The 2,230-nt window shown below is 53.3% G+C and carries 1 tRNA gene and 1 rRNA gene; both read right to left on the reverse strand.

The window, feature by feature from the left end:
• Positions 1–134: 134 nt before the first annotated feature.
• A tRNA-Ile gene (locus ACGF5O_RS49035) sits at positions 135–211 on the reverse strand.
• Positions 212–275: 64 nt separating this feature from the next.
• A 16S ribosomal RNA gene (locus ACGF5O_RS49040) occupies positions 276–1,808 on the reverse strand.
• Positions 1,809–2,230: the final 422 nt, after the last annotated feature.

Below are 2,230 nucleotides of genomic sequence, written 5' to 3' on the forward strand. Positions count from 1 at the left end.
CCCTGCTTGCAAAGCAGGTGCTCTCCCAGCTGAGCTATGCCCCCATGAGTACAGATAACCTCAGGTACTACAGCCTATCGGCATGGGTTGCTCGTAATCGCTAAAGCGCTAACGATCACCGACACGTCAGACAATGGTGGGTCTGGTTGGATTCGAACCAACGACCCCCGCCTTATCAAGACGGTGCTCTAACCGACTGAGCTACAGACCCCTGAGTCTGTCTTTAAATTTACAGCCGATAAGCGTGAGCGCTCAACTTTGCGAGATAGCTCTGGAAAGGAGGTGATCCAGCCGCACCTTCCGATACGGCTACCTTGTTACGACTTCACCCCAGTCATGAATCCTACCGTGGTGACCGTCCTCCTTGCGGTTAGACTAGCCACTTCTGGTAAAACCCACTCCCATGGTGTGACGGGCGGTGTGTACAAGACCCGGGAACGTATTCACCGCGGCATGCTGATCCGCGATTACTAGCGATTCCAGCTTCATGCACTCGAGTTGCAGAGTGCAATCCGGACTACGATCGGTTTTCTGGGATTAGCTCCCCCTCGCGGGTTGGCAACCCTCTGTTCCGACCATTGTATGACGTGTGAAGCCCTACCCATAAGGGCCATGAGGACTTGACGTCATCCCCACCTTCCTCCGGTTTGTCACCGGCAGTCTCCTTAGAGTGCTCTTGCGTAGCAACTAAGGACAAGGGTTGCGCTCGTTGCGGGACTTAACCCAACATCTCACGACACGAGCTGACGACAGCCATGCAGCACCTGTGCGCCGGTTCTCTTTCGAGCACTCCCACCTCTCAGCGGGATTCCGACCATGTCAAGGGTAGGTAAGGTTTTTCGCGTTGCATCGAATTAATCCACATCATCCACCGCTTGTGCGGGTCCCCGTCAATTCCTTTGAGTTTTAATCTTGCGACCGTACTCCCCAGGCGGTCAACTTCACGCGTTAGCTACGTTACTAAGGAAATGAATCCCCAACAACTAGTTGACATCGTTTAGGGCGTGGACTACCAGGGTATCTAATCCTGTTTGCTCCCCACGCTTTCGTGCATGAGCGTCAGTATTGGCCCAGGGGGCTGCCTTCGCCATCGGTATTCCTCCACATCTCTACGCATTTCACTGCTACACGTGGAATTCTACCCCCCTCTGCCATACTCTAGCCTGCCAGTCACCAATGCAGTTCCCAGGTTGAGCCCGGGGATTTCACATCGGTCTTAGCAAACCGCCTGCGCACGCTTTACGCCCAGTAATTCCGATTAACGCTCGCACCCTACGTATTACCGCGGCTGCTGGCACGTAGTTAGCCGGTGCTTATTCTTCCGGTACCGTCATCCCCCGACTGTATTAGAGCCAAGGATTTCTTTCCGGACAAAAGTGCTTTACAACCCGAAGGCCTTCTTCACACACGCGGCATTGCTGGATCAGGCTTTCGCCCATTGTCCAAAATTCCCCACTGCTGCCTCCCGTAGGAGTCTGGGCCGTGTCTCAGTCCCAGTGTGGCTGGTCGTCCTCTCAGACCAGCTACTGATCGTCGCCTTGGTAGGCCTTTACCCCACCAACTAGCTAATCAGCCATCGGCCAACCCTATAGCGCGAGGCCCGAAGGTCCCCCGCTTTCATCCGTAGATCGTATGCGGTATTAATCCGGCTTTCGCCGGGCTATCCCCCACTACAGGACATGTTCCGATGTATTACTCACCCGTTCGCCACTCGCCACCAGGTGCAAGCACCCGTGCTGCCGTTCGACTTGCATGTGTAAGGCATGCCGCCAGCGTTCAATCTGAGCCAGGATCAAACTCTTCAGTTTAAACCTGTTACTGTTTTCGGTTCAGTTAAGAACCGGTCGCTCACTCAAAGCTGACAGGAATATGAATCACTTCATAAACCTGACTTACTTTAGTGTGAGACTCTTGATACTTTCGCTATCTGATCCGAGGATCAGCTCGCTGCCATCAAGCGCCCACACTTATCGGCTGTTAATTTTTAAAGAGCATTCTGCGAGGAACTTCGTGTTTCCCGGCAGCGCTGCGTTTTCAGCAGCAGAGAAGCGAGATTATCAACCGTTTTTTTAAATCCGTCAACAACTTTTTTAACTACTTCGTTGCGACGACTGCGGTTTAATTTCGTCAGCACTGGAATCGATAAAACCGACTTCAACAGCACCGCTTCCCTTCTCCCGCGCCGCGTTTCCGTTAGCGCGAAAGAGGCGTGATTCTAAGCACCTGCCTC

Origin of the sequence: Streptomyces sp. NPDC048291 (genome assembly GCF_043201715.1) — a bacterium.
Classification (GTDB): Bacteria; Actinomycetota; Actinomycetes; order Streptomycetales; family Streptomycetaceae; genus Streptomyces.